At 66.8% G+C, this 25,303-nt stretch carries 23 protein-coding genes; 15 read left to right on the top strand and 8 right to left on the bottom strand.

All coding sequences use genetic code 11. The features are described 5' to 3' along the window. The first annotated feature begins 71 nt into the window (after window positions 1-71). The 6 genes from VHC04_RS14320 to VHC04_RS14295 all read left to right on the top strand — a co-directional run bounded on the left by VHC04_RS14320 (window position 72) and on the right by VHC04_RS14295 (window position 6,890). Window positions 72-344, top strand: coding sequence for an usg protein (locus VHC04_RS14320; protein WP_413789117.1), 273 nt, complete (start codon window positions 72-74; stop codon window positions 342-344). Window positions 345-532: 188 nt separating this feature from the next. Further along, on the top strand, window positions 533-1,672 hold the full coding sequence (locus VHC04_RS14315; RefSeq protein ID WP_325682369.1) for a COX15/CtaA family protein: 1,140 nt from the start codon (window positions 533-535) through the stop codon (window positions 1,670-1,672). Further along, window positions 1,669-3,549, top strand: a complete 1,881-nt coding sequence (locus tag VHC04_RS14310; RefSeq protein WP_325682367.1) for a PAS domain-containing sensor histidine kinase — start codon at window positions 1,669-1,671, stop codon at window positions 3,547-3,549. The genes VHC04_RS14315 and VHC04_RS14310 overlap by 4 nt, the downstream gene beginning before the upstream one ends. Window positions 3,550-3,729: 180 nt before the next feature. Beyond that, on the top strand, window positions 3,730-5,169 hold the full coding sequence (gene tldD / locus VHC04_RS14305; RefSeq protein WP_325682365.1) for a metalloprotease TldD: 1,440 nt from the start codon (window positions 3,730-3,732) through the stop codon (window positions 5,167-5,169). A gap of 362 nt (window positions 5,170-5,531) precedes the next feature. After that, window positions 5,532-5,960, top strand: coding sequence for a hypothetical protein (locus tag VHC04_RS14300; protein ID WP_325682363.1), 429 nt, complete (start codon window positions 5,532-5,534; stop codon window positions 5,958-5,960). Window positions 5,961-6,083: 123 nt separating this feature from the next. Then, window positions 6,084-6,890, top strand: coding sequence for a DUF6065 family protein (locus VHC04_RS14295; protein WP_325682361.1), 807 nt, complete (start codon window positions 6,084-6,086; stop codon window positions 6,888-6,890). Window positions 6,891-6,914: 24 nt separating this feature from the next. Here VHC04_RS14295 and VHC04_RS14290 read toward each other — a convergent pair whose 3' ends face one another. From VHC04_RS14290 to aroA, 3 genes are all read right to left on the bottom strand, one after another. Then, complete coding sequence (locus VHC04_RS14290; RefSeq protein WP_325682359.1) at window positions 6,915-9,041, bottom strand: BTAD domain-containing putative transcriptional regulator; 2,127 nt, start codon at window positions 9,039-9,041, stop codon at window positions 6,915-6,917. 106 nt (window positions 9,042-9,147) lie between these two features. Continuing rightward, window positions 9,148-9,777 (bottom strand): (d)CMP kinase, encoded by a 630-nt coding sequence (cmk, locus tag VHC04_RS14285; protein WP_325682357.1) that lies wholly within the window; start codon window positions 9,775-9,777, stop codon window positions 9,148-9,150. Continuing rightward, on the bottom strand, window positions 9,774-11,210 hold the full coding sequence (gene aroA / locus VHC04_RS14280) for a 3-phosphoshikimate 1-carboxyvinyltransferase (protein ID WP_325682354.1): 1,437 nt from the start codon (window positions 11,208-11,210) through the stop codon (window positions 9,774-9,776). Before aroA ends, cmk begins: the two co-directional genes overlap by 4 nt. A gap of 134 nt (window positions 11,211-11,344) precedes the next feature. Between aroA and VHC04_RS14275 the strand changes: the two genes are divergently transcribed. Further along, the gene (locus VHC04_RS14275; protein ID WP_325682352.1) at window positions 11,345-11,713 is read left to right on the top strand and encodes a TIGR02300 family protein; all 369 of its coding nucleotides are present in this window, start codon (window positions 11,345-11,347) and stop codon (window positions 11,711-11,713) included. A gap of 156 nt (window positions 11,714-11,869) precedes the next feature. Here the strand turns inward: VHC04_RS14275 and VHC04_RS14270 are convergent, their stop codons facing one another. Next, entirely contained in the window at window positions 11,870-12,409 is a 540-nt protein-coding gene (locus VHC04_RS14270; protein WP_325682350.1) for a YdcF family protein, read from the bottom strand. Between the two features lie 65 nt (window positions 12,410-12,474). Between VHC04_RS14270 and VHC04_RS14265 the strand changes: the two genes are divergently transcribed. Both VHC04_RS14265 and VHC04_RS14260 read left to right on the top strand, forming a co-directional pair. Then, window positions 12,475-13,302: a phytanoyl-CoA dioxygenase family protein gene (locus tag VHC04_RS14265; RefSeq protein ID WP_325682348.1), complete on the top strand. Its 828-nt coding sequence runs from the start codon at window positions 12,475-12,477 to the stop codon at window positions 13,300-13,302. Between the two features lie 44 nt (window positions 13,303-13,346). Next, window positions 13,347-14,411, top strand: coding sequence for a ketopantoate reductase family protein (locus VHC04_RS14260; protein ID WP_325682347.1), 1,065 nt, complete (start codon window positions 13,347-13,349; stop codon window positions 14,409-14,411). A gap of 232 nt (window positions 14,412-14,643) precedes the next feature. Here VHC04_RS14260 and zapE read toward each other — a convergent pair whose 3' ends face one another. Then, window positions 14,644-15,819 (bottom strand): cell division protein ZapE, encoded by a 1,176-nt coding sequence (gene zapE, locus VHC04_RS14255; RefSeq protein WP_325682345.1) that lies wholly within the window; start codon window positions 15,817-15,819, stop codon window positions 14,644-14,646. A 54-nt stretch (window positions 15,820-15,873) separates the two neighbouring features. On the opposite strand from zapE, the gene VHC04_RS14250 reads away from it, so the two are divergent. The 5 genes from VHC04_RS14250 (at window position 15,874) to VHC04_RS14230 (ending at window position 22,652) form a co-directional block, all read left to right on the top strand. After that, window positions 15,874-17,640: an inositol monophosphatase family protein gene (locus tag VHC04_RS14250; protein ID WP_325682343.1), complete on the top strand. Its 1,767-nt coding sequence runs from the start codon at window positions 15,874-15,876 to the stop codon at window positions 17,638-17,640. Further along, window positions 17,640-18,272 carry a 2OG-Fe(II) oxygenase gene (locus VHC04_RS14245; RefSeq protein WP_325682341.1) on the top strand — a complete coding sequence of 211 codons (633 nt, stop codon included), beginning with the start codon at window positions 17,640-17,642 and terminating at the stop codon, window positions 18,270-18,272. Before VHC04_RS14250 ends, VHC04_RS14245 begins: the two co-directional genes overlap by 1 nt. Before the next feature lie 145 nt (window positions 18,273-18,417). Continuing rightward, entirely contained in the window at window positions 18,418-19,905 is a 1,488-nt protein-coding gene (locus tag VHC04_RS14240; protein WP_325682339.1) for an NAD(P)H-hydrate dehydratase, read from the top strand. Between the two features lie 28 nt (window positions 19,906-19,933). After that, window positions 19,934-21,322 (top strand): malonyl-CoA decarboxylase, encoded by a 1,389-nt coding sequence (locus VHC04_RS14235; protein WP_325682337.1) that lies wholly within the window; start codon window positions 19,934-19,936, stop codon window positions 21,320-21,322. 70 nt (window positions 21,323-21,392) lie between these two features. Next, window positions 21,393-22,652 (top strand): Zn-dependent hydrolase, encoded by a 1,260-nt coding sequence (locus tag VHC04_RS14230; RefSeq protein ID WP_325682335.1) that lies wholly within the window; start codon window positions 21,393-21,395, stop codon window positions 22,650-22,652. A gap of 279 nt (window positions 22,653-22,931) precedes the next feature. Here VHC04_RS14230 and VHC04_RS14225 read toward each other — a convergent pair whose 3' ends face one another. Next, complete coding sequence (locus VHC04_RS14225) at window positions 22,932-23,486, bottom strand: carboxymuconolactone decarboxylase family protein (protein ID WP_325682333.1); 555 nt, start codon at window positions 23,484-23,486, stop codon at window positions 22,932-22,934. A gap of 71 nt (window positions 23,487-23,557) precedes the next feature. Here VHC04_RS14225 and VHC04_RS14220 point away from each other — a divergent pair, with 71 nt between their 5' ends. Further along, window positions 23,558-24,049 carry a L,D-transpeptidase family protein gene (locus VHC04_RS14220; protein ID WP_325682331.1) on the top strand — a complete coding sequence of 164 codons (492 nt, stop codon included), beginning with the start codon at window positions 23,558-23,560 and terminating at the stop codon, window positions 24,047-24,049. On the opposite strand, the gene VHC04_RS14215 is transcribed toward VHC04_RS14220, so the two are convergent. Together VHC04_RS14215 and VHC04_RS14210 are read right to left on the bottom strand one after the other, a co-directional pair. Next, window positions 24,039-24,779, bottom strand: a complete 741-nt coding sequence (locus tag VHC04_RS14215; RefSeq protein WP_325682329.1) for a Gfo/Idh/MocA family protein — start codon at window positions 24,777-24,779, stop codon at window positions 24,039-24,041. The genes VHC04_RS14220 and VHC04_RS14215 overlap by 11 nt on opposite strands. Window positions 24,780-24,912: 133 nt before the next feature. Next, the gene (locus VHC04_RS14210; protein ID WP_325682327.1) at window positions 24,913-25,242 is read right to left on the bottom strand and encodes an FtsB family cell division protein; all 330 of its coding nucleotides are present in this window, start codon (window positions 25,240-25,242) and stop codon (window positions 24,913-24,915) included. Between the last annotated feature and the right edge of the window lie 61 nt (window positions 25,243-25,303).

Raw genomic sequence — 25,303 nt, 5'->3', positions numbered from 1 at the left:
CGGCCCGTCAGGGCATGCCGGACGGCGGAAGCCGGTGCAAGTGGAGTGGTGAAGAGCCAATCGAGAAAAGGATGCGATCATCGATGACCCTGAAGCGGCAGATACATGATTACCGGTTGACCACCGCGGAGATCCTCTATCGCCTCCCCGACCATCCAGCGGTGTTGCAAACCTATATCTGGCAGGATCTCGATCTCGCGCCACAATATCCGGTGCTGCGGAAATTCTTGGACTTTTGGCATCGAGAATTGGATGGGCAATTGCATTCAGTGCGCGTCGCTTCCTGTGCGGTTGCCGAACGCCGCGGCGTTCGTCATGCCGGGGCGCTCCTGAATATCCACTGAGGCACCTGAGGCCGGCGGCCGGGAGGCGTGAACCGATGACAGGGTCGAACCGACCCTGTCATGCCCCGGCCGCCGATCGCCGGGAAGCGGAAGCCCGCGCCGGGACCGATCGGGGGCGGAAGCGGGCAGCCGTATGACGGACGCCAATCGCGCTTCTTTTCGGATGGGGTTCTCTTTATAAAGAGGCAATGCCTTTCGACGTCCATGATTTTCCAGAAGCGTCGCGCCTGGACCGCGCCGCGACCCGGCGCAGCCGCCGGGCGGTGGCGGTCTGGCTGTTTTGCGTCGCCGCGATGATCATGGTGATGATCGTGCTGGGCGGCGCCACCCGCCTGACCGGTTCCGGTCTGTCGATCATGGAATGGGCGCCGCTGATGGGCGCGCTGCCGCCGATGTCGGACGCCGAATGGCACCGGCTGTTCGCCCTGTACCAGAATATTCCGCAATATTCGCTGGTCAACGAAGGGTTCGGCCTGGCGGGATTCAAACAGATCTTCTGGCTGGAATGGACGCATCGTCTGTGGGGTCGGCTGATCGGCCTGGCCTTCATCGCGCCCCTGATCTGGTTCTGGGCCACTGCGCGGATCGAACGTAGCCTGGTGCCGCGGCTGCTGCTGCTGTTCTTCCTGGGCGGCCTGCAGGGTGCGGTCGGCTGGTTCATGGTGGCGTCCGGCTTCTTTCCTGATTCCACGGCGGTGTCCCCGTATCGGCTGGTGGTCCATCTGGTCCTGGCGCTGATCCTGTACGGCGCCATCATATGGACCGGCCTGTCGCTGTTGCGTCCGGTTCGCCTCGGCGCGCGGGCTGGTTTGCCGGTTCGGCTGCTGGCGGTCGCCTGTCTATGCCTGACAGCGCTGACGATCATCGCGGGCGGTTTCGTTGCCGGGACGCATGCGGGCCTGATTTACAACAGCTTCCCGCTGATGGACGGTCACCTGGTACCGGTTTCATATGCGGATCTGCGGCCGCTGCTGCGGAATCTGACGGAAAATGTCGCCGCCGTGCAGTTCGACCATCGGCTGCTGGCGACCTTGACCCTGCTGGCCGTCACAATCCTGGCCATAACCGGTCTGCGCAGGGCGTTCCCCAAGCCTCTTGCCCTGGCTCTGGCGGCTGCCGTGTGTGGGCAGTATGCCCTGGGGGTGGCGACCCTGCTCCTGGTGGTGCCGGTCCCGCTGGCCACGGCGCATCAGGCCGGGGCGGTCCTGGTCCTGACCGTGGTGCTGGTGGCGGTCCACCATCTGACGGGGCGGCGTATCGGCGCAACGACCCCTGTGTCCAGGCAGCCAGCCGACACCGCGGTGAGCCAAGGTCCGACCCTCCGGTGAACGACACGATCGCTGTTCTGACCGATCCCGACCTGGCCGCCATCATCGAAGCGCTTCCGGTCGGTCTAGCCGTATTCGACGCCGACCACCGGCTTCAGTTGATGACGTCCGCCTACCGGACGATCACCGGCTTGCAGGCCTTGAATTTCCCCCCAGGGACGCCGGTTCGCGACCTCGCGATGGCCTTGGCGCTACGTGGAGCGTTCGGACCAGGCGACCGTGAGGCGCAGGTCCAGGCCGTGCTGAGTACCGACCGCACCAAGGACGGCAAGCTGCGCCGGCGCTCCTTCAACGGCCGCACATACGATATCCATAATACGCCGCGTCCGGGCGGTGGCTTCATCATCAGCCTGATCGATGTAACCGAGATTCTGATGGCCAGGGCCGACGCCGAGGGCGCGCTGGCACAGACGACGACCGCTTTGGCGACATTGCGCATTGGTCTGGCGGTTTTCGATCCCACCGGCAAGTTGTTGCTGGCGAACCCCCGCTTCGCGGAGCTGATGGGCCTGCCGGCGGACTGGCTGCGGGCCGGTCTCGCCTTTGCCGCCATGCTCGACCTGATGGATACGCGGGACGAGTATCGCGGTCATGATGGGGCGGCGTTCATCACCTCTCTGCGCGCCGTTGCCCCGGCCGCGCGCTGGTCGATGCGACGGTCGCGGGATAACGGCCAGCTGATCGACATCATGCTGGACCCGCTGCCGGCGGGCGGGTGGGCCATTACCGTCAACGACATCACGCCTCTGGCACGGGCGCAGAACGAAGCGACCCGGCGGGCCGACCTGCTCGACTCGGTGCTGAGCGCCGTGCCGCACGGTATCTGCGTTTACGGTCCGGATCGCCGCGTCGCGATGTTCAACCAGACCTACCTGGACGTGATGCAGGGCGCCCCGCTGCAAGTCGGCGATCATCTGGAAGACATTATCCGCCGCCGTGCGGAGGCCAGGGAATACGGGTCCGGTGCGCCGGACGAGGTCTACGACCACCAGATCAGCTTCGATATCAGCCAGCCGCAGAGCCGGCGGCGGGTGCGGCCCAACGGCACGGCCATCGATGTCCGGACCGCACCGCTACCCGATGGCGGCCATATCAGCGTGGTCACCGATATCTCGGCGCTCTTCCAGGCCGAGGCGGCGGCTCGGCATGCGCGGGATCTGGCCGAATCCGCGAACAAGGCCAAATCCCGTTTCCTGGCTACCATGAGCCACGAGTTGCGGACGCCGTTGAACGCGATCATCGGGTTTTCCGACACGCTGATGCGCGAGGGAACGCCCCATTCACCGGCACAAATCGCCGAATATGGTGCTCAGATCAATGAAGCCGGTCGGCATCTGCTGGCCTTGATCAACACGATCCTGGATGTCGCGCGGATCGAGACCGGACGATTTGCGCCCGGCGATGAGCGTGCCGATGTCGAGCAGATCCTTCTTGCGGCGATGCGCCAGACTCGCAGCGCGGCCCTCGCGGCCGAAATCTCCGTGACGCTGGAGCCGGTAGACCATCTGCCGAAGCTGCGGGCCGACGAACGCCGCATGGTTCAGGCCGTGTCGCAGCTTCTGTCGAACGCCGTGAAATTCACCCCCGCCGGGGGGACGGTCGCAATCAGTGCCGGCCTGGACACGGAGGGAAGCCTGCACCTGCGCGTGGTGGATACCGGGATCGGCATGGCCGGCGAAGACCTGGAACGCGTGTTCGAGCCGTTTATCCAGCTCGATGACAGCCTGTCCCGCCGTTATGGGGGCAGCGGTCTCGGACTCTATATAGTACGGGCGATCGTGACCGCGCAGGGTGGCGAGGTCCGGCTGTCCAGCCAGCTGGGGGTCGGCACGGTGGCCGAGATCGTCATGCCGCACAGCTGCGTCGTCGAGTCGTAAAACGGCGTCTCGCGGGAAGCATCCGGCTACAGAATATGATCCGCCCCGAGGCGAGGCCCGGCCTCGCTCAACGCTCTGCCCGGTCCAACGCTCTGCCCGGTCCCAACTCTTGGTCCGGCACGTTTTTCTCGCCAGTGTTCATCCCTATCTGTCAACCAGACGTCATCAGGGAATTGTGCCATGTCCGCGGTCGCCGCCACCAACCAGCTGTTCTTTGAACGCGCCGATGCGGCTCTGAGCCAGGAGGCCGCCACGCGGATTGTCGATGAGGCCTTGCGGGGCAGTGACGACGGGGAGCTGTTTCTGGAGTACCGGGAGAGCGAGCAGATCAGCCTGGATGATGGGCGGATTCGCAGCGCCGGCTTCGACACGTCGCTGGGCTTCGGCTTGCGGGCCGTGGCCGGAGAGGCCACCGGCTTTGCGCATGCGGGGGAAATCTCGGAGCCGGCCTTGCGCCGCGCGGCCGACAGCGTGGCCGCCATCAAGGCCGGGCACAGCGGCGTAGCGGCGGAGCCGCCGCGCCCGACCAATGCCCGGCTGTATTCCGATGCGAACCCGCTTCGTCTGATGGACTTCTCAGCTCGCACCGCGCTTCTGGGTGAGATCGATGCCTATGCACGCGGCAAGGATTCGCGCGTGATCCAGGTCATGGCCTCGATCGCCGGTGAGTGGCAGGCGGTGCAGATCATGCGTCCGGATGGCACACGCGTTGCTGACCTGCGGCCGCTGGTGCGACTGAACGTGTCTGTCGTGGTGGAGCAGGGGGGGCGGCGTGAAACCGGTTCCTACGGGACCGGCGGGCGCTTTGCCTACGACATCGTCACCCAGGCGGCGACCTGGCGGGGAGCGGTGGATGAAGCACTGCGGCAGGCGCTGGTGAACCTTGACAGCCAGCCGGCGCCGGCGGGGGAGATGGAGGTCGTGCTGGGGTCCGGCTGGCCCGGGATTCTGTTGCACGAAGCGATCGGCCACGGATTGGAAGGCGACTTCAATCGCAAGAAGACCTCGGCCTTCGCGGGTCTGATGGGCAAACAAGTCGCCTCTCCTGGCGTGACTGTGGTCGATGACGGCACGTTGCCGGACCGGCGTGGCAGCATCACGGTGGACGATGAAGGCACACCCAGCAGCCGGACCGTGCTGATTGAGGACGGGATCCTGGTCGGCTATCTGCAGGACCGTCTGAATGCACGCCTGATGGGCATGCGCGCGACCGGTAACGGCCGGCGCCAGTCTTATGCCCACGCGCCCATGCCTCGCATGACGAATACTGTGATGCTGGGCGGCGCGCATAGCCCGGAGGAGATGATCGCGTCGGTCAAGCGCGGCCTGTATGCCGTGAATTTCGGCGGCGGCCAGGTCGACATCACATCGGGAAAGTTCGTCTTCTCGGCTAGCGAGGCATACCTGATTGAGGATGGCAAGGTCACCGCGCCCGTGAAGGGGGCGACGCTGATCGGTAACGGGCCTGATTCGCTGACCAAGGTGGCGATGATCGGCAACGACATGGCGCTGGATCCGGGGATCGGCACCTGTGGCAAGAGCGGCCAGGGCGTCCCTGTCGGCGTCGGTCAGCCGACATTGAAGATGGCTGGCCTGACGGTGGGCGGTACCGCAAATTAACGCCGTCTGATTCGGTGGATTTGCGCAGGAATCTGATTATGAAGTCCGATCCTGCCGGTCCGCCTTCTTTTTTGGAACGATTCTGAAAAATACTTATTGATCATGAATTCTGCGATTGGCGTTACAAAATCGCAAAGCTTTTGATGGATGTATGGCGCATATATATCGCGCGTAAGGGTTATTGTACGCCGACATTATATTCGTCGGTTGTATTCGTGAATCCGACACGATTTGACGTCATGGTCACGTCAATAAAACGATAAATGCCGTGCCATCTGTGAATATCCGCTTCAACGACGGGCCGAGCGGCAAGCCGAACGGACCGCCCAGAAGTAGCGAAGAGTTTACAGAAAGGTGCTCCCATGACCGTTTTCGAGAAGGCTTCCGTTTCCGTTCATGTCGCCGATGCTGGCAAGGTCCGCCTGGGTGGTTATGCCCCGACGCTGAGCACCGCCGATGCTGGCAAGGTCCGCCTGGGTGGCTACGCCCCGACGCTGGCGACCGCCGACGCTGGCAAGGTTCGCCTGGGTGGCTACGCTCCGACGCTGGCGACCGCCGATGCCGGTAAGGTTCGCCTGGGTGGCTACGCTCCGACGCTGGCGACTGCCGATGCCGGCAAGGTCCGCCTGGGTGGCTATGCCCCGACGCTGAACACTGCCGATGCCGGCAAGGTCCGCCTGGGTGGCTATGCTCCGACGCTGGCGACCGCCGATGCCGGCAAGGTTCGCCTGGGTGGCTACGCTCCGACGCTGGCGACCGCCGATGCCGGCAAGGTCCGCCAGGCCGCCTGAGGCGAGGCGTAATCTGTCCGGAGACAGCACCTTCCCCCCCTGTCTTCCTACATCCCGACGTCGTTGGACCGGTTGCCCCGCGCATCGGTCCGAACGTCGTTCAGAGCTGCAAGGATATGCCCCGTGACAACCCAGACAGCAGCGAAGCCGGCTGACACCGCCGCCGCCAAGCCCAAGCTGGTGACCTTCCACCGACTGGTGCCGAATGCCCGCTTGCCGCAGCGAGCGGACCGCTCCGCGGCCGGGTCCCTCCCCACGCGGGCTTTCCGCTACTGTGAGGCGGCCACCAGTGCCGCCGGATTCGGCTACTACATCTTTCCCCCTATCGGCTTCTCCATCCAATGGGACGGCCACGACATGATGTGGACGTTCGAAGGCGCCGGCGAATGGCTGCCATTGACATCAGCCCAGTTCCCCGGGTTCCGCGACTATTTCGCCGGCATCGCGCCGGAGGAGATCAAGGACTTCTCCCCCCCGTTCATCGGTGCCTTGCAGGAGCCTGGGCTGATCCAGCTCTGGACCGGCATTGTCGCCCGCACGGCCCCTGGCTGGAGCCTGCTGGTCAGAGCCCCCGCCAACCTGCCGCGTGCCGGCGGCTATGAGCATTTTGAAGGGATCATCGAGACCGACCGCTGGTTCGGGCCGCTGATCACCAATCTGCGGTTGACCAAGACGGACTCACCCATCCACTTCAAGCCGGACTACCCGCTTCTGCAGGTGCAGCCCCTGCCTCGCACCGTCTATGAGGATGCCACCCTCAACAATTATGAGCTGGTGCCGGATCTGGCCCAGTTCACGCCCGAGGATTGGGACGACTACTACGACACCGTCGTCCGCCCGAATGTTCAGGTCGTGCGCCCGCGCGGCCAATATGCCGCCGCTGCGCGGAAACGCCGGGCCGCCGAGGAAGCAGGCGGCGGCGGTTCCTGAACCGTTTCCGGTGCCGAGCGGACCTTACGAGCCCCGGCTCGGCCGCAACATGATCGGCGCGTTGGCGACAGGCGGGTCGCGTTCACGTAAGCCCGCCAGACGGAGCCCTTCGGCATAATGCAGGCGGTCGCTTTCCCGTTCCATCGGCGTGTTGCGCATGAATCGCTCGATGGTGAAATCCGGTTCCAGCGCCAGAAAGCGACGCCGCACGATGGCCGCTTCCTGCTCTCGCCGTAGGTGGCCCAGCGCGGCGAGATAGGGTCGGTAGGTCGCGGAAAATGAGGGGTTCAGCAAGCTGACATCGCGGCCGACTTCCACCGCGCTCTCGTAGTCCCGGCGCATCAGGTGGATCACGCCGAAAAAACCGTCGAAAATGAACGCGTGCGGATCCAGCGGCGACAGCTTCTTGTACCGCCGCAGCCGTCGCTCCGCCTCCTCGGGGTCACCGACATAGGCGTGGGTCATCGCCGACAGCGCCCAGGCCATCGCCAGGTTCGGGTTCAGTGCCAGCGCGCGTTCGTGCAGTGCCATCGCCTCCCGCAGGCGCCGGTGCAGGAAAGCCCGGACGTGGCCGCTGATGGTCAGCGCGCGTGCGTCAAACGGGTCGAGCACGATGGCCCGCTCCGCCAGCTCGCCGGCGCGCTCCATCATCGCGCTGGGGTGGTCGGCCCAGTCCTGACCGACCAGGAACACGTGCCAATAGGCGTACCAGGCATGGGCCGCGGCGTAGTCCGGCTCCAGCTTGATGGCTTCGGCGAGATAATGTCCGGCCTGCATGAACGGCTCATGCTCCATCCGCCCCATCAGCGGCAGCGCTCGGAGCATCAGGTCATAGGCCGTCGCATCGACCGGAGGGCGCGTTATGCTGCGCTTGGCTTCGATGAACAGGATCTCCGGATCGATCTGGGCCACGACCTCCGCGGCGATTTCGTCCTGCAGGGACAGCAGGTCATCGGATTCGCGATCGAACCGGTTGGTCCACACCACCTGGTTCGCCGACCGCAGATCCAGTAACCGAAGGGAGACCCGGATCTTCATGCCGGCGCGCTGGATCGTGCCGTCCAGCAGGAAATCCAGCCCCAGTTCCCGCCGCATCGCGGCCTCATCCCGCTGCTCCTCGGCAAATCGTGCCACCGAGTTGGAGGAGACGACGAACATCCAGCGGAACCGCGACAGGGCGGTGGTGAGCTCGTCCGCGAGGCCGAGTGCCAGATGGCTGTCTTCCTCGGGCATGCCGACAAGGCGCAGGGGAGCCACGCCGACATGGGCCCCGCCACGCAGCGCGGAGCTCGTGGTACGCCGTGGCGCCGCCGGCGCCGGCGCGGGAACCTCCAGATGCGCCTCGGGCGGCGGTGGAGGGGCCGGCGGGCGCAGTGGCAGGCGACTGCCGGACGGGCCACGAATCTCGTTCAGCAGCTTTTGCGTCTCGGCGGACGGGGCTGCGTCCAACATGTCGGCCAGCGTGGCGCGGCAGCGGTCATAAGCCTGCACCGCCAGTCCACGCTCCCCCCGCGCGGCGTGGGCACGCATGAGCGCCCGCCAGCCGCCTTCATGGGTGCGGTCGATCGATAGCAGACGCTGTGCCGCGGCGATCGCGGCCTCTGGCTCCAGATCGTTCTTCAGGATCGCCTCGGCGATCGCACGCGCCCGGTCGCGCAGGCGTTCCCGCTCTGTATTCAGCCAGGCATCGAAATTGGGGTCGACGCCGTCCAGATCCTCAAGCAGGTCACCATCCAGCAGCGACAGCGAGGCGGGATGCGCGACTGTCGCGCGCATCACTTCCTCGACATCGATCCATACCGCGCCGGGACGCAGGGTGAGGTGGTCGCGGGTGATCGTCAGAATATCGGTCTCGGCCGGTGCCAGCGCCTCCAGCAGCCGATGGATCTCCTGGCGCAGTGAGGCACGCGCCTGCTCTTCGGGGCGGCGGCTCCAAAGCTGTTCCGCCAGCCGGCCGCGCAGCACCGGCCGCGGCGCCGCCATGGCGATCGACGCCAGCAAGGCCCGCGTTTTGCGCCCGGATGGCAGCACATTCTCACTGCGGACCGTCCAGGCTTCCATCTGCCCGATCAGCCGCAGCCGGACCACCACGCCTTCGATCGCTGCAGGCGGCTGACTGAGGCCGGTGTGCCGGTTGCTAGGTTCGGCCATGGGTGTCCCTAATCCCCTTAGCATAATGTTAGGCGCTGGGCCCGCAAAGCAAAAGGGTCTTGCAACCTCGGGTAACGTAAACGGGTCGGAATGCTCCCGGGAAATGTTACAATCGGGCCTTGACTTCCGCCAACGCAACGGAAAACGCCGCGTCTGCATCTATATGTGTCGTGTCCAGCACGAAAGCGTCCGGTGCGGCGCATAACGGCGCCGCGTCTCGCCCCGCATCCCTGACGTCGCGCGCATGCAATTCCTGCTCGACAGCCGACAGCGCGACCTCGTGGCCTTTCGCCCGCATTTCCAGCCAGCGGCGGCGGGCACGCTCCTGCTCCGTCGCGGTGACGAACAATTTGACCGAGGCGTTCGGAAAGATCACCGTTCCGATGTCTCGCCCGTCCAGGACCGCGCCGCGAAGGGCAGCAAAATTTCGTTGGAAATCAAGCAGCGCGGCGCGCACGCCGGGAATGGCGGCGACAGCGGATGCCGCCGCGTCCGCTTCCGGCCCGCGCAGATCGTTGCGTTGCAAATCATCCGGATGCAGCCCCAGCGCGGCGCGCTCCGCCGAACCTGGATCGGAGGGGTCGCCCCCCTCGTCCAGAACCCGCCGTCCGACCGCACGGTATAACAGTCCGGTATCGAGATAAGGCAGCCCCAGCGCCTCCGCCAGCCGGCGGGCAAGCGTGCCCTTGCCGGCCGCCGCGGGTCCGTCGATCGCGATTACCGGGTGCCGATTCATGCGCCATCCGCCAGCAGATTTGGCACCGCGGCACCGGCCACCGCGGCATCGGCCGCCCGTACATCCGCCGCCCGTGCATCCGCCGTAGCGGCATCCGTCATACGCGCTCCAGCAGCATTCATCTTCGCAACGAAGCCGGGGAAACTGGTGTCGATGAAGGCGCCATCGTCGATCCGGATCGGGTCGCGGGACACCATGCCGAGGACGAGGGCCGACATCGCGATACGGTGATCCATATGCGTCTCCACCCATCCGCCGCCGGCGGGTGGTCCGCCGGTGCCGTGCACGATCATATCGTCGCCCATGACCTCGACCTTGGCGCCATTCGCCACCAGCAGCGCGGCGGTTGCGCTCAGCCGGTCGCTTTCCTTCACGCGCAGTTCCTTCAACCCGAACAGCCGCGTCGTGCCGGTGGCGCAGGCGGCTGCGACGGCCAGGACGGGATATTCGTCGATCATGCTGGGCGCCCGCTCACCCGGCACATCGACCCCCCGCAGCGCACCGCCGGTCACCAGCAGGTCGCCCACAGGCTCTCCACCCTCGGTCCGCTCGTTTCGCACGTCCAGCCGGGCTCCCATATCTCGCAGCGTCGTGAACAGCCCGGCGCGCAGCGGGTTCAATCCGACATTCGGGATCGTGACCTGGCTGCCTGGGACCAACAGCGCCGCGACCAGCGGAAACGCGGCCGAGGAGGGGTCGCCCGGCACGGCCACATTGGCGGCGCGCAGCTCCGGCTGGCCCCGCAGTTCGATCACCCGGCCGGCGCCGGCCATGTCGACGCGGACGCTGGCACCGAAATGGCGCAGCATGTTCTCACTATGGTCGCGCGTGGCTTCGGGTTCCTCGACGCGTGTGATGCCGGGGGCGTTGAGCCCGGCAAGCAGGATCGCCGATTTCACCTGGGCCGACGGCACCGGCACGCGATACGCCAGCGGCAGCGCTTCGCGCGCACCCTCGATCGCCAGCGGCAGCCGGCCGCCCTCCCGCGCGGCGAAGCGGGCACCGGTGGCACTCAGCGGATCGGTCACCCGCCTCATCGGCCGCCGCCGCAGGCTGGCGTCTCCGGTCATCACGGCAAACAGTGGGTGGCTCGCCAGGATGCCGCACAGCAGCCGAGCGGCGGTACCGGAATTGCCCATGTCCAGCACGTCCTCGGGCTCGATCAGGCCGCCGATGCCGCGGCCGGCGACCCGCCAGGTGCCGTCCGGCTCCTGGACGACCTCGGCACCCAGCGCGCGCATCGCCGCCGCGGTGCGCAACACGTCCTCCCCGGTCAGCAGTCCGGTGATCCGCGTCTCGCCGACCGCAAGGGCGCCGAACATCAGCGCGCGATGACTGATCGACTTGTCGCCGGGTACCGTGATGGTGCCCTGCAGCGGCGCCGGGGCGCGGGCCGAGGCCAGGGGACGTGGGGAGATGGAGGCATGGCTCATCGGCAGGGTCCGGACAATGATCGGAGGACCGACTATGTCGGTCCGTCCGCGCCTACAGCCAAATCGTCGCTTGGCCAACAAGCAAATTGACAGCACGGCGCCAGGGTGGCATGGCCCCGCGCTCGATTTCCCCGATGGATGTCACGAAGGGCGTTTTGCCTATGGCCAAGCCTGAACTCGGCATGAAGCGCGTTTGCGTTGCCTGCAACACGCGCTTTTACGACTTGCAGAAATCCCCCGCCATCTGCCCCAAATGCGGCACCGAACAGCCGATCGACCAGCCGCGTCCCCGCCGCGCCGGCGGAAACGTGGTAGAGGACAAGCGCATCAAGAAGCCTGCCCCAGCGGGTGACGATACGGATGTGGACGTCGAGGTGGATGTCGGCGACGACGTCGAAGGCGATGAGGACGTGCTGGCGGAGACCGATGACCTGGAGGATGACGCCGACGCGATCAGCGGTGACATCGAGGTCGAGACCGATAACGACGACAACGAACGCTAGGCGCACGATCGCCTGGGCCCCGCCGGTCGGAAGGCGTCAGTCCTGCCCTTCAATCAAAGGGTTATGACGGCATGACCAGATCATCCTGATCCTGCCATGCCCCCCAAAGGCGGCTCGCCGCTCGGCCTGCATGGCCGGTTGCGGACCCCCAGCCAGTCAAAGCCGTCCGGTCAGCCGCAGCCAGACCACCAGGACCGCGTCATAGGGCAGGGCCGGCACCTCACGCAGGCGCCAGTACCACCGCTTCCACGGTGTGGTCGAGGCTGGGAGCAGCGGCGGCGGGCAGGTCCGCGCGCGAATACCGGCCAGCCGCAACATGGCCAGGCAGCGCGGCAGGTGGTAGGCGCTGGTCGCGGCGTAGACCGGTGCACCCGGCCAGGCCGGTAGCAACCGCAGCACCGCCCGCATGGATGACAGGGTATCCGTGCCTGTCGGTTCCATGCAGATCGTCTCGGTCGGATAACCGGCCTCGTGCAGCAGGCGGGCCATGACCACGGCCTCGGCATCGCCGTAGCGGCCCTTGCCGCCGGTGGGAATGAACAGCGGCCGTGCGAAACGCCGGCCGAACCGCGCCGCCGCGTCCACCCTGTGACGCAAGGTCGCGCTGGGCGCACCGTCCGGACGCACGGCGGCACCGAAGATCAGGATCACCGCGTCCGGCATGGCTGCGTCCGGGGCGGGCGGATTGACACTCATCCCGACGGTTTCCCATGCTGCGCCACCACACCCAAGAGCAACGACGCCGTGACCGGAGGACGACCATGAAACTGCTGAGCGAGGCAGCGGTTCGCCAGTATCGCGAGCAGGGGTTCTACGCGCCGGTGCCGGTGCTGTCCGCCGCCGAGGCGGGTGCGTTGCGCCGCGCGTTGGAGGGCCATGAAGCCGAGGCGGGTATTCTGGCCGGTCCGCTACGGCATAAATCACACCTGCTGTTCACCTGGCTGGCCGACCTGGTGCGGCATCCTCGGATTCTGGACGCGGTCGAGGATGTGATCGGCCCGAACATCCTGTGCTGGGGTTCGTCGTTCTTCATCAAGGAGCCACGCAACCCGGGCTTTGTCTCCTGGCATCAGGATTCCACCTATTGGGGACTGGATCCGGCCGATGTGATCACCGCCTGGATCGCCTTCTCGGACAGCACCGCCGCGAACGGGGCCATGCGCGTCATTCCGGGCACGCACACGATGGACCAAGTGCCGCATCGCGATACGTTCAGGGCCGAGAACCTGCTGAGCCGCGGGCAGGAGGTTGCGGTGGATGTCGACGAGCGACAGGCGGCGATGCTGGAGCTGCGGGCCGGCGAGATGTCGCTGCACCATGTCCGCCTGATCCACGGATCGGACCCGAACCCGTCGGACCAGCGGCGGATCGGCTTTGCCATCCGCTACATCCCGACCACGGTGCGGCAGGTCGCCGGCGCGCATGACAGCGCGACGCTGGTGCGCGGGGTGGACGAGCATGGCCATTTCGATCTCGAGGAACGGCCGGATGCGGATCTGTCGCCGCGCGCGATGGCGCACCATGCCGCGGTAACCGGCCAGCATGCGGCGATCCTGATGCGCGATACCGGCAAGGCCATGCGGGCCTGATGGCCCCGCTAACGAGTCAGAGAGTTACGAGGGAAACGAGATAGATGGCAAAGCGAATCGCTGTGGTCGGCGCCGGCGCGGTCGGCGGCTATGCGGGGGCCCACATGACGGCGGCCGGGCATGACGTGACGCTGATCGACCCGTGGCCGGAACATGTCGACTCCATGAAGGCACACGGCATGGAGATCTTCGGCATGACGCCGCAGGAGCGGCTGAGCGTGAAGGTCAAGGCCATGCACCTCACCGAAGTCCAGAACCTCGCCAAGCAGAAGCCGATCGACATCGCCTTCGTGGCGGTGAAGTCGTACGATACCGTCTGGGCCACGCAGATGATCCGGCAATACCTGTCGGCGTCCGGCGTGGTGGTGTCGATGCAGAATTGCATCAATGAGGAGCGGGTGGCCGGCGTGGTCGGCTGGGGCCGCACCCTAGGATGCATCGTCACCGGCGGCGTCGGCGTGGATCTGTATGAGCCCGGCCATATTCGCCGCGGCTATGCCAAGCGGCCCGACATCACGTCTTTCTACATTGGCGAACCCAGCGGCAAGATAACCCGCCGCGCCGAGGAGATCGCCGAGATCATGGCGAGCGTCGACGCCGCCAAGGCCACCGACAATCTGTGGGGCGAACGCTGGACGAAGCTGTGCGTCAACGGCATGCGCAATGGCGTGTCGGCGGCGACCGGCATGGGCGGTAACGAACGCGACCATCACCCTGCCGTGCGCCGCATCTGCATCCAGCTGGGGGGCGAGGCGGTCCGCGTCGGCCAGAAGCTGGGCTACAAGCTGGGCAAGGTCGGCGCCCTGCCGCCCGAGACGCTGGCCAGGGCGATGGAGGGCGATGCCGCCGCCTATCGGGACATCGAACGGCTGATGACCGAAGGCGGGGCCGGACAAGCGGAACGCAGCGACTATCAGCGGCCGTCCATGGCGCAAGACATGGAGAAGGGACGCCGCACCGAGATCGAGTTCATGAATGGCTTCATCGCCAGCGAAGGAGCGCGTGCCGGTGTCGCCGCCCCGACGCATGAGATGCTGACCCGGCAGGTGCTGCGCGTCGAGCGCGGGGAAATCCCACAGCGGCCAGAGAATGTGCTGATCAACAGTTAGAGCGCGGTCGCCTGAAGCCGGCGGTGAGAAGGCGTGAATCGCGGTCTCGGATCAAGAGGTTGATGGGGTATGACAGGGTCAATCCGACCCAGTCATACCCCAGGGCCGGGGTCAGACAGTCCGGCGGACCCACAACCTGCCGGCCTGCAAAAGCGCCGTCAAAGGGGTGGCATCCGGATTGGCATCATGTCCGCCGCGAAGCGTGGGCCGCTTGGCATCCCGCTCGGTCGTGCTACGCGTCGTCCTGATGTATGCCCAGCCAGTCGAGGCTCTGCATTTCATCCAGGCGCGATGCCGTCCGCTCAAACATCCTGGCGTTTTCGCCACGCTGGTAAAGCTGGTCCGGCGTCGCGTCAGCCGACGCGATCAGCCTGATGTGCTGGTCGTATAGCGCATCGACCAGGGTGATGAACCGCCGAGCCTGGTCGAAATTGTCGGGGGACAGGCGAGGAATGCCGTCCAGCACCACGGTATGGAACGCGGATGCGATCGCCAGATAATCACCGGCGCCCAGGGCGGTGTTGCAGAGGAAATCGAAATCGAAGCGGGCGACGCCGTCGGCCGCCCGCTCCACCACCAGATCCCGGCCCATGACGGTCAGGGTGACCGGCTGGATCGGCGCGCCGCCGGTCAGGGTCTCGAACGCCTTGTCCAGGGCGCGGCGTGAGAAGTCATCCGCCGGCACATGCCAGGTACGCAGGCCGCGCATCCGCTCCCGTCGATAATCGCGGGCACTATCCATCACCAGCACCTCCAGCCGCTGCTTCAGCAGCGCGATGAACGGCAGGAAGGCATCGCGCCCCGGCTGGCCCTTGAACAGGTTGTCCGGTTCGGTGTTGGAGGTGGCGACCACCACCACGCCACGATCGAACAGCGCCTGGAACAGGCGACCCAGGATCATGGCGTCGGCGATGTCATTGACCTGGAATTCATCGAAGCACAGCAGGGCCGACTCGGCTGCGATGGAATCCGCCAGCGGTGGAATCGGGTCGGCGGTACCGGGGTTCGCCTTCTTCCAGGCGTGAATACGCGCGTGCGCCGTCTGCATGAATTTGTGGAAGTGGATGCGCTGCTTGCGGGGCACGTCCGCGACATCGAAGAACAGGTCCATCAGCATGGACTTGCCACGCCCGACCTCACCTACGAGGTAGAGGCCCAGCGGCATGTATTCCTCGGTGTGGCGCCGTTTCAGCAGGCGGCCGAAAAACCCGCTCGCTGGCGGTTCCTGGGCGGGACGCGGATCATAGCCGCGCAGCCGCTCCCACAGATCCTGCAGCTTGATGGCCGCCCGCTCCTGCGCCGCGTCAGCCTGCAGCCCGCCGCTGGCGACCAACGCACGGTACGCCGGCAGCGGGCCGGCATGGCCCCCCGTTGCGGGGCGCGCGGATTGGGGCAGCAGATGATCCATCGGGGCTGTCGCCAGATAGCGCGTCGGGCGCCGAAAGCCTAGACTCGTCGTGCCATGGTGTCCGCAACCCTGCCAACCGCTTTGTCCCCGGTTCTGCCTGACGTCATTGCCCTGGTTCGCCAGGCGGGACGCATGGTGGCGGACGAGTTCTGCCGGCCTGATGGCCCGCGCTCCGCCAACGCGGACAGCGCGCCGGTGGATGAGGAAGTCGAGCTGTTCCTGCGCGCAGGCCTGACCAGGCTGCTGCCGGCACGTTTCGTGGGCGAGGAGTCGGGCGTCCAGGCCAATGTGGCCAACGGCTATTGCTGGGTGGTCGATCCGCATGACGGGACCAGGGCGTTCCTGGAGGGGCGCCGCGGCAGCGCCGTCTCGGTGGCGTTGCTGCGATCGGGAAGGCCGGTGCTTGGCGTCGTCTATGCGCCACTATCGCCGGATCGCGGGCCGGACCTGATCGCCTGGGCCGAAGGCGGGCCGATCCTGCGCAACGGCGCCCCGATCGCGATCGATCTGCGGGCGCGGGAACTATCCCCATCGGATGTCGTGTTCCTCAATCACGGGTCCTGGCAGCGGCCGGTATGGAACGGGTCTGCCTGCGCGCCCGCGCGGTTCATGCCGCTGCCCTCGATCGCCTATCGTCTCGCGCGGGTCGCCGCGGGCGACGGGATCGCGACCGTGACCCTGCGGCCGGTGGCGGCGCATGACATCGCCGCCGGGCACGCGCTGCTGGCCGCCGCGGGCGGCGTGCTGCTGAAGGAGGACGGGACGCCGGTCACCTATGACGAGGCTGGTGATAACCGTCCGGGCGCCTGCTTCGGTGGGGCACCGGCGGCGGTTGCGACCTTGCTGACGCGATCGTGGCGGCGCAGCCCCGATCCATTGCAGCCAGCTCGGGTGACCTTGTCCTTTCCGCGTGCGGCGGAAGGGACGCGATTGGATCGGGCGATCGGGTGCCTGCTCGGACTGGTCATCGGGGATGCACTGGGCGGTCAGACAGCCCACCCGACGGTGCCGCGAATGCGGGACGATCCCGGTCGCGGCACGATCGCCGGTCAGCCCGGCGCAGCAGGAGAACTGGCCATCACGCTCGCCCGCACCTTGGCGGGGCGTGACAGCTACGACGCGGAGGCGGCGATCGATGCCTATGCGCGTTGGTATGAGAGCGGTCCGGTCGACGGTGAAGATACGCTGGCGCCTTCGCTCAAGGCGGCATCCGCCGCCACGGCCGACCGGGCCCATGCGGCACGGTGCGCCGCCGACCCGGCCGCGCGGGACTGCACGGCGCTGGCGCGAATCGCCCCGATCGGTGTCTGGGCCACCTCGCCCGAGGCCGCGGCCGCGGCGGCAATCGCGGATGCCTCGCTGACCCATCCTCATCCGTTGTGCCAAACGGCCTGCGCCGCGCTGGCCGCTGCCATTGCCGCTGCCGTGCAGGGCGCCGACCGCGCCGCGATGCGGGAGGCCGCGGTGCGGTCTGCGGCCGATGAGCCCTTGGTGATCAAGGCATTGCATGCACCGGAGGACATCCAACGCGGCGGCGCCCTGGTCGCGCTTGCAAACGCCTTTCGCCGCCTGGCGGAGGGGCTTACGGCCGAGCAGGCCCTGGCTGAAGCGACCGCGCACGGCGCCGCCGACGCCGCCATGACCGGTGCCGTGCTGGGCGCCGCGGATGGCCGTGCCGCGCTGCCCGTTGCCTGGGTGATGCCGGTCCTGACCTGCCGGCCGGACGCAGGCTTGCACGCGCCTCGGTCCAGACCCGCGCTTTACTGGCCAGATGATCTGCTCGACCTGACCGAGGCTTTGCTGGTAAAGCCCGCGGCCTGATGATCGACATCGATTACGCCAGGCTGGATGCGACGCCGGTCGCGAATGACCCGTTCCCCCATCTCGTGGTGGCGGATTTCGTCCCGCCCGCGTCGCTGGACGCGGTGCTCGCGGATTTGCCGCCGCTGGGCAAGCGCGGCTCCTTCCCGATCGACGCGATCAAGCTGGGACCCAACGCCGCCGCGTTGATGCAGGCAATGGAAGGTCCGCGTCTGCGCGAGGCCATCGCGACGAAGTTCGGCCTCGACCTCGCCGATGCGCCGACCATGGTGACCTTGCGTGGCTGGACGACGGAGCGCGATGGCAACATCCATTGTGACTCGACCGCCAAGCGGGTGACGGTGCTGCTGTATCTGAACAAGCAGGGCGATGCCTGGGATCGCCAGGAAGGCTGCCTGCGCTTGCTGCGCGGGCCGAACGACCTGGAGGATTTCGCCGTCGAGGTTCCGCCGGTGAATGGCACGCTGCTGGTCTTTCCGAACGGGCCGACCACGTGGCATGGCCATCGCCGCTTCACCGGTCAGCGCTACAGCGTGCAGTTGAATTACATGACCACGGACGAAAAAGCCCGCAGTGAACTGCGCCGCCACCGCTTGTCGGCGTTCATGAAGCGGCTGACCAGGGCGGCATGAGGCCCGGAGGCGCCTGATGGCGCCCGCCTGCGGCAATCGCCGTCACGTTCGCGGCAAGCGTCGGCCGCTCCCACCGACAGCCGATATCATCCACCCCACATCACCGTTGTGAGATAGGGGAGGGGCTCATGTATCCTCTCTCCCCATGATGCTTTCCGAACCCATTGATCCGAGCCTGTCCCTGTTGCGTGGGCTCGCAGGTCGCGCCGCCCTCCTGACCCCCGACCAGATGAGCCAGGCGGACAAGGCGGCGGCATCGTATGGCTGGCCCGGTCCCGCGTTGATGGAGGCAGCCGGCCGCGCCGTGGCCCGCGCGATCATGCGGCTTTGCCAGCGTGGCCGCGTGCTGGTGCTCGCCGGGCCTGGCAACAATGGCGGCGACGGCTATGTCGCGGGCCGGATCCTCCGACAGCAGGGTTGGCCTGTCCGGCTGGCCGCGCTCGGCCCGCCGCGCGAGGAATCCGACGCCGCGGGTGCCGCTCGGCTGTGGGACGGGCCGATGGCGCCGTTCACGCCCGCCGAGGCAGCGCGCGCCGATCTGGTGATCGATGCGGTGTTCGGTGCGGGTCTGACCCGGCCGGTCACGGGTCTCGTCGCGGAGACGCTGGCGGCCGCGCGGCGGGTCGTGGCGGTAGACGTGCCATCCGGCATGGACGGTGCGACCGGACTGGTCGGCGGCTATGCGCCGGCTGCTGACATGACGGTGACCTTCTTCCGGCTGAAGCCGGGCCACCTGATGCTGCCGGGCCGCGACTTGTGCGGGCGTGTTGTGCTGGCCGATATCGGCATCCCGCCCGCAGTGCTGGGGCCGATCGCGCCGCATACCGTCACCAACCTGCCGGGGCTGTGGCACCTGCCGGAACCGGGCGCGGATGCCAACAAATACACCCGGGGCCATGTCACCGTTTTGGGCGGAGCGGTGATGACCGGCGCCGCGCGGCTCGCCGCCGCGGCCGCTCGTCGCGTGGGTGCGGGGATGGTCAGCATCGCCGCGCGTGGCGCCGGCGATGTGTATCGCAGCGGCGAACCCGGCCTGCTGGTCACCGGGGCCCCGCTATCCGAGTTGCTGGAAGACCGGCGGCGCAAAGTGTGGATCTGCGGGCCTGGACTGGGGGTGGCGGATGCGAAGGCGGCGTTTCCCGCCCTGATCGCCGCCGGCCGTGCCGTGGTCGGCGATGCCGATGTCTTTTCCGCCTTCGCCGGAGACCCGGACGCCCTGCGCGGCGCCGCCGTCCTCACCCCGCATGCCGGAGAGTTCGCCCGCATCTTCGGTGCGCCCGCCTCGGACCGGCTGGCCGCCGCGCGGGAGGCCGCCGTCCGGACTGGCGCCGTTGTACTGCTGAAGGGCGCCGATACCGTGATCGCCGCCCCGGACGGACGGGCGGCGATCAACGCCTCGGCACCGCCCTGGCTTGCCACTGCCGGGGCCGGCGATGTCCTCTCCGGCCTGATCGGCGGTCTGCTCGGCCAGGGCCTGCCCGCCTGGGACGCTGCCGCCGCGGGCGCCTATCTGCACGGGATGGCGGCTCACGCCGCCGGTCCCGGCCTGGTGGTCGAGGACCTGTTGCCGACGCTTCCGCGCGTTTGCGCTGACGCATTAAAAACACAGAATTCGCCGGCATTTCGGCTATAGTCAGAGCCTCAGCTACGAGGCACGCGCTATGAGCGACGCTTTAATTTCCAGCGGCCTGTTGGACCGGGCGTTCCGTCGCATTACCACTGTATGGCGTGACATGGCCTCCAGCGTCGGCGGAGAAGCCGACGAGACGCTGGAGACGCAGATGCAGGCCTGCCTCGCTGGCCGCGGCGGCGAGGTCAGCGCGCGCAATCGGGCCGCCAAGCTGGCACAGACCTATCTCACCAGAGATGAGGAGGGCCGGAAGACCTTCCTGCGCACCCTGGCGAGCTTCGATTCCGATCCGGCGACCGTGGCGGATGCCTATACGAAGGTGCAGGCGGCCGAGGATGCCGAGGAGCGGGCGATCGCCAAGGCGGCCTTGCGCAAGGCGCTGGAACCGCCGCGTCTGCGCCTGTTGACGCAGTTCACGGCTATTCCGGACGGCCAGAAGTTCCTGGTCGACTTGCGCGGCTTCCTGCTGAAGGTGCGCGGCAAGGACAAGCTGCTGGCCGCGCTTGAATCGGATCTGCGCAGCCTGCTGGGCGCGTGGTTCGATATCAGCTTCCTGGAAATGCGGCGGATCGATTGGCACAGCCCCGCCGCGCTGCTGGAAAAGCTGGTGGATTATGAGGCGGTGCACGCCATCCGCTCCTGGCGCGATCTGAAAAACCGGTTGGACTCCGATCGCCGCTGCTACGCCTTCTTCCACCCCCGCATGCCAGGCGAACCATTGATCTTCGTCGAAGTCGCGCTGGTCCGGGGGCTGTCCGGCAGCGTGCAGAACCTGCTGGATGAGAAGGCGCCGGTGCTGGACCCGCGGGAGGCGGACACCGCCATCTTCTATTCGATCAGCAACTGCCAGGCCGGACTGGCCGGAATCAGCTTCGGCAACTTCCTGATCAAGCGGGTGGTGGAAGAGCTGTCCACCGAGTTCCGCAATCTGAAGACCTTTGCCACCCTGTCACCGATTCCCGGCTTCCGCCGTTGGCTCGATCCGCTGCTGGCGGCACCGGAGCCCGATCTGCTGAGTGACGACGAGACCAAGGGACTGACGGACGTGCTGCCGGCGATCGATGGTCCCACCGCCTTGGCGCACATCCTGGCGAAGCGGCACTGGTGGCGCGATCCGGCGTTGAGGGCGGCCGCCGAACCGGTGCTGACCCGGTTGTGCGCGCGCTACCTGCTGGTGGAAGCCAACGGGAAACGGGCCAGGGATCCGGTGGCGCATTTCCACCTGTCCAACGGCGCGCGGGTGGAGCGGCTGAATGTCGCCGCTGACACGTCCGACAAGGGCGGGCGGGAAAGCGCGACGATGATGGTCAACTATCTCTACGATCCGGCGCGCATCGAAGAGTATCACGAGGACTACGCCGGCGAGGGGAAGCGCAACGCCTCCACCGCCGTGCGCAAGCTGGCCCGCGGCTGGCGATAGCGGGACGCTGATATTCCACTGTCGAAATTCCGGCTTGCGCGGCGCGGTTGGCGAGGCAAGAGTCGGGGCCATGCCACAGACCGCTCCTTCGCAGACCAATCAACGCATTGACGGCAAGCGCCTTTGGGACAGCCTGATGAGCTTTGCCGAAATCGGTGCCACGCCAAAGGGTGGCGTGCGGCGACTGACCCTGACCGATGTCGACAAGCGCGGACGGGACAGGTTCAAGGCGGAATGTGAGGCTTTGGGCCTGACCGTCCGGGTCGATGAGATCGGCAACATGTTCGCCCGCCGGCCGGGACGCGACCCGAACCGGGCGCCGGTGCTGTTCGGCAGCCACCTGGATAGCCAACCTTCCGGCGGAAAGTTCGACGGCGCGCTGGGTGTGCTCGCCGGGCTGGAAGTGATGCGGTCGCTGAACGACCTTGGCATCACCACCGAAGCGCCGTTGGAACTGATCAACTGGACGGATGAGGAAGGCAGCCGCTTCGGCCATTCGCTGATGGGCTCCGGCGTATGGACAGGTGTCTATGCGCTGGACAAGGTCTACGGCCTGACCGATCTGGAAGGCACGACGGTCGCCACCGCGTTGGATGAGATCGGGTACCGCGGTTCGGAACGCGCCACCCCCTTCGCCGCCGATGCCTATTTTGAGCTGCACATCGAGCAGGGACCATTCCTGGAGCGGGAGGATAAGCAGATCGGTATCGTCACCGGCGCGCAGGCGCAGGTGTGGTACGATCTGGTTGTCACTGGCCAGGACAGCCACGCCGGCACCACGCCGCCCTCGACCCGCAAGGACGCCCTGGTCTGCGCGGCTCGAATCATCGATCTGGTGGACCGGATCATGCGCGCGCGCGGCGAAGACGGACGCGGGACGGTCGGGCAGTTGCAGGTTTTTCCGAACAGCCGGAATGTGGTGCCCGGCGAGGTCCGGTTCTCGGCGGAATTCCGTCATCCGTCGGCGGACGAGGTGACCCGGATGGATGAGGCGTTCCAACCGGAGGCGCGGCGGCTCGCCGAGGCGTGCGGCGTGCAACTGGGCCTGTCGGTGCTGTTCCGCATTCCGGCGCAGCCTTTCGATCCGTCCTGTGTCGACCTTGTGCGGCAGGGTGCGCAGAAGCTGGGCTACGCGACGCGGGAGATCGTGTCCGGCGCGGGGCATGATGCGGTGTATGTCGCGCGGCACGTGCCGACGGCGATGATCTTCACTCCGTGCAAGGACGGCCTGTCGCACAACGAGGCGGAGAGCATCAAGCCGGAGGAAGCCGAGGCAGGCTGCCAGGTGCTGTTCGAGGCAGTGGTTGCCCGAGCGAACCGGAGTCTCTAGCGGTCGCTATCGGCGCCGTCCGATGCCGTCAAGCACCAGCTTGGCTGATATCAGGCGGCATTGACGTCGGCGAACCGACGTGGCCGGCCGCCGTGCCGGGCGCAGGCTCGGCACGTACGCCTTACTCGAAAACTCCCAATCCACGCCTATGCCTTTTCCGCAAGATTGCGGGCAGCGGGTCTTTGCCCGCCATGACGGGGAGGCGTGGAACGGTCAGAGGCCTCGCCGTCTGCGATCGGCAGTCAAGACAGATGGTCGACGGCTTCGGTGCAAGATCGCTTACGAGGCAGCCGGAAACGGATATTTCTGCAGATACGGCATATATTCCGGTTCCACATCGATCTGCAGCGTGCCCAGGACCCGTACCACGGCATTGTAGAACCCGATCGTCAATGTCAGGTCCACCACCAGTTCGTTGCCCAGTTCCTTCTGCAGCGCGTTGAACGTCGCTTCCGCCATCGCGCCGCCGTTGGTCATCTCCCGCGCCGCCTTTAGCACGGTCCGGTCCAATGGCGCCAGACTCGTCGGCTTGCCGGCCGTATCATCGATCAAGGCCCGGATATCCGCATCCGTGACGCCGAAATCGTAGCCCAGCTTCACATGATGGGACCACTCGTACGGCGACCGGGCAAGCCAGCCGACCTGGAGAATGGCCAGTTCGCGCAGGCGAGAATCGAGCTTGCTGCCATACCGGATATAACCGCCCAGCCCCGAGAACGCGCGTGCCGCCTTGGGAGAATTCACCAGTGCCTTGAACAGCCAGATCGGGCGCTTCAGCAGGTCCTGGTCCTCGGCCGACAGGTCGGAGACTTCCAGATAGGGTACGCGGGCCATAAGTTTCCTCCTTGGAATGCCGGCACGATAGAACCGGATCCCACCGCCGCCAAACCGAACGAGCCTCTGCCATGCAAGCGATTGTCACCGCCGATGGTCTGTTCATTTTCGGATCGGACGTCTTCCGTTCCGCGATCGGAAAGGGCGGCGTTCGCGCGGACAAGCGGGAAGGGGACGGAGCGACGCCCCTGGCCACCATGCGGCTGGTGCGCGTGCTGTATCGGCCGGACCGGGAAGCAAAGCCGGAGACGGCGGTGCCGGTGGTGGCGCTGACCCCGATGGATGGCTGGTGCGACGATCCGGCTCTGCCGGTTTACAACCAGCGCGTGACATTGCCCATCGCTGGCAGCGCGGAGGCCTTGTGGCGCGAGGACGGTCTCTATGACATCATCGGCGTGCTGGACTGGAACCTGTCGCCCGTCGTGCCCGGCCGGGGCTCCGCCATCTTCCTGCACATCGCCCGTCCGGACTATACGCCGACCGAGGGATGCGTGGCACTTGCGCCGGCCGATCTGCGCCGCGTCCTGGCGATGGGCCTGACTGAAATCGCCGTCAGGGCGTGAACCGGTCCGCCTCGGCCTGGCAACGCAACGCCAGCCGGCAGGCCGCGGCGATGCGGCCGTCCTGCGCCACTCGGCCGGCACGATCACGGATATCGGCGAGGAAATCACGGTAATAGGCGACCGGCAGGCCGCCGCAATCCACATAGCGTGTCCGCTCCCGGTTGACGACGAACATATGATCGCCGCCGGCCCGTCCCTCGATATCCAGGTTCTTCCGCAGCTCCAGCGTGCCGTCGGTGCCGACCAGGAACAGCCGGCCGTCCCCCCAGTCAGGGAGCCCGTCCGGCGTGAACCAGTCCACCCGCATCGTACCGGTCATGCCGCCGCCGCGCAGGCTAACCTCGGCGAAATCCTCGAAGCCGGGGGGCGGCGTGCCGAAGCAGCCGACCGTGGCCATGGCGACCGTCGCCTCCGTGGTGTCCGCGAAGGCCAGGAATGTATCGATGGAATGAACGCCGATATCGTTGATGATCCCGCCATAGGCATCGCGTTCGAAGAACCAGGCCGGGCGCAGGGCACGGTTCAGCCGGTGTGGCGCCAGTGCGGTCAGCGACACCAGGCGGCCGAGCTCGCCGGAGCGGGCCACGCGCAGCGCCGCCTGCACGGCGGGGGACAGCAGCGTGCCCAGCGCAACCGACCAGATGCGGCCGGTGTCCCGAGCCACAGCCTCGACGGCATCCAGCTGCGCGGGCGTGGTGATGCCTGCGTGCGTCGGTGGTGACCGGGTCATGACCCGCGCAGACGGCGCCGGCGGCCAGCAGGCCGGCGGTCAGGTCGTAGATATGCCGATGATCCAGGCCGATCGCCGCGAAGCGCGCCACGAGATGTCCTCCTGCACCGCATCACGGATGCGGAGGGGATGGTCAGAACAGCTTATCCTGCGGCGACAGTTTCACGATGACCTCATCCGGCAGCGCCAGGTTCAGCATCGCCCGCGCCCGCTCATCCAGCGTGTCCGGATTCAGGTGCTGGGGCCGCAGGCCTTTCACCCGCGTCTCCCACGCATCTCGTTCGGCCTGTGCGCCAGCCTTGTCGGCCAATACCTGCGCCTGCAGCTCCTTGCGGTGCGCGTATGCGACCAGTCCGCGGTCGCCCTGCGTGGCGTTCCAGCCGAAATATGCGGTGATGGCCAGGAAGATCACCGGCGGCAGCGCGATCCGCACCCTGCGCTTGATCTCACGCGCCAGGGACATCGCGTGACTCCAACATCGCTTCGCTCCGCGTTGATTTCCCTAACATAATCGTAATCAGCCA

This window comes from Rhodopila sp., assembly GCF_035548095.1.
Taxonomy (GTDB): domain Bacteria; phylum Pseudomonadota; class Alphaproteobacteria; order Acetobacterales; family Acetobacteraceae; genus Rhodopila.
Note: the sequence above shows the minus strand (reverse complement) of the source record. Positions and strands in the feature narration are given on the sequence as shown.